The sequence below is a fragment of the Synechococcus sp. R55.8 genome (assembly GCF_047461895.1).
GTDB lineage: Bacteria > Cyanobacteriota > Cyanobacteriia > Thermostichales > Thermostichaceae > Thermostichus.
The window spans coordinates 1-1694 of sequence record NZ_JANSIB010000107.1 but is presented as its reverse complement, the minus strand read 5'-3'; the positions used below and the strand labels follow the sequence as shown (position 1 = coordinate 1694).

The window sequence follows — 1694 nt, the reverse complement described above, 5'->3', positions numbered from 1 at the left end:
GGGATTACATCAGGCCAATTTGAGAGAGGATCCCTTGGCCGGTCAGCAACTCGGTCGCAACGCCAATCACAAAGCCCAGCATTGCCAAACGGCCATTCCATTTTTCGGCGAAGGTGGTAAAGCCAAACTTAGCTTCTTGGTTTTCCATGGTTCTAGCTCCATCAACAGGTGACATCTTTAATGTGGCTCAGATATTAAAAAGTGTCAAGTTTTATGTCGAGAGCTAACAAGGGATCCCTAGCTGCTTTTCACGGTTGTCCAGAGGGCGTCGATGAGGCGCAGCTCTTCCCCTGACAGCACTTTAAGGTAGGTGAGTTTGGCAAGGGCCTCTTCGTCAGGGTAGATGGCCGGGTTTTGCCGATCTTCTGGGTTGATCATGGGCAGAGCTGCAGCGTTGGGGGTGGCGAAGCGGTTGTGGTTGCTCAGTTGAGCGCCGACTTCAGCATCCAGGATGAAATTGATGAAGCGATTGGCCAGCTCGGGGTTGGGGGCCTGGGCGGGAATGGCCATTACATCCAGCCAAATGTGGGCACCCTCGCGGGGGACAAAATAGCCGATGTTGGGGTTTTCTTCGGCAGCTTGCAGGGCATCGCCGCTGTAGACGATGGCTACATTGGCCGTTCCAGAAACCAGTTGGTTTTTGCCCCCCACGCCCCCAATTAGGCCGGCACTGCGGCGCTTGGTGTCGATCAAAAGCTGCTGGATCTGCTGCAGTTCGGAGCGAACGGTGGTGTTCATATCGAAGCCCAGGTAAACGGCAGCAGCGCCGATCATGGAGCGCATCTCGTCGATCATCACAAAGGGGCCATACTGCTGCTGCGGGTCGAAAATCAATCCCCAAGAGCGTTCAAAGTTTTCGGGCAGGCGGTCTTTGCGGTAGCCAATGCCGGTGGTGCCCCACTGATAGGCGGCGGTGTAGGTGTTTTCTGGATCAAAGGGCAGGCCGACAAATTTTTCGCCCAGGTTGCTTAGGTTGGGGATCAATTCTTTGTTGAGAGGCTGCAGCAGTCCCAGCTCCAACATGTTGGGCACAATGTAGTCGGTGGGAACAACAATGTCGTACTGGCTGGTGCCTCCCCCCCGCAGTTTGGCCACCATGTCTTCGTTGGATTCGTACACGCTGACCAGCACGCGGCTATTGGTGGCTTTTTCAAAGGCAGTGAGGATGTCGGGATCGATGTATTCTGACCAGATGTAGAGGTTGAGAGTCTGCCCCTGGGCAGAGGTAACATGGGGCCAAAACAAAACCAGGACAAGCACACAGCAGAGCAGGGTTGTGGCCGAGGCAATCCACTTTTTCATGAGATTTCTCCGACTGTGAAAAGTTGAAAACATCGTATCTGCTTTCATCCCCCAGCCGGCTACACCCGCGGCTAGGGGGCACGCCTTGGGCAATCGCCAAGCCCCGCAAACTCCGGTTGAGGCTCGGGTACTCACCCTTGTTTCCAAGACAACACCCAAACGGTATCAACGCCTCCGCGAGCGATCCGCCAAAAGCCGCAAAGGCCGATTCTTTCGTCCGATCCCTCGATGCCTTGCGCCACAAGGCTTTCCAGCCCCAAAACCCCCTCGCCGCAGCTCTTTTTGCCGACTTTTTTCCGGATCCCTCGCAAATGGGTCTTGCATTCCTTGCCCTGCTTGGGTTTAATAGGGGTGGAGTTCCCCCTTCGGGGGGATCCCTAGAAATTGGAAAC

General features: G+C 55.2%; 2 protein-coding genes. Both read right to left on the bottom strand.

Translation table 11 applies throughout. The features are described 5' to 3' along the window. Positions 1–4: 4 nt before the first annotated feature. The gene (locus NW829_RS10530) at positions 5–175 is read right to left on the bottom strand and encodes a chlorophyll a/b-binding protein (RefSeq protein ID WP_011432158.1); all 171 of its coding nucleotides are present in this window, start codon (positions 173–175) and stop codon (positions 5–7) included. 62 nt (positions 176–237) lie between these two features. Further along, complete coding sequence (locus NW829_RS10525) at positions 238–1302, bottom strand: spermidine/putrescine ABC transporter substrate-binding protein (RefSeq protein ID WP_414414126.1); 1065 nt, start codon at positions 1300–1302, stop codon at positions 238–240. Positions 1303–1694: the final 392 nt, after the last annotated feature.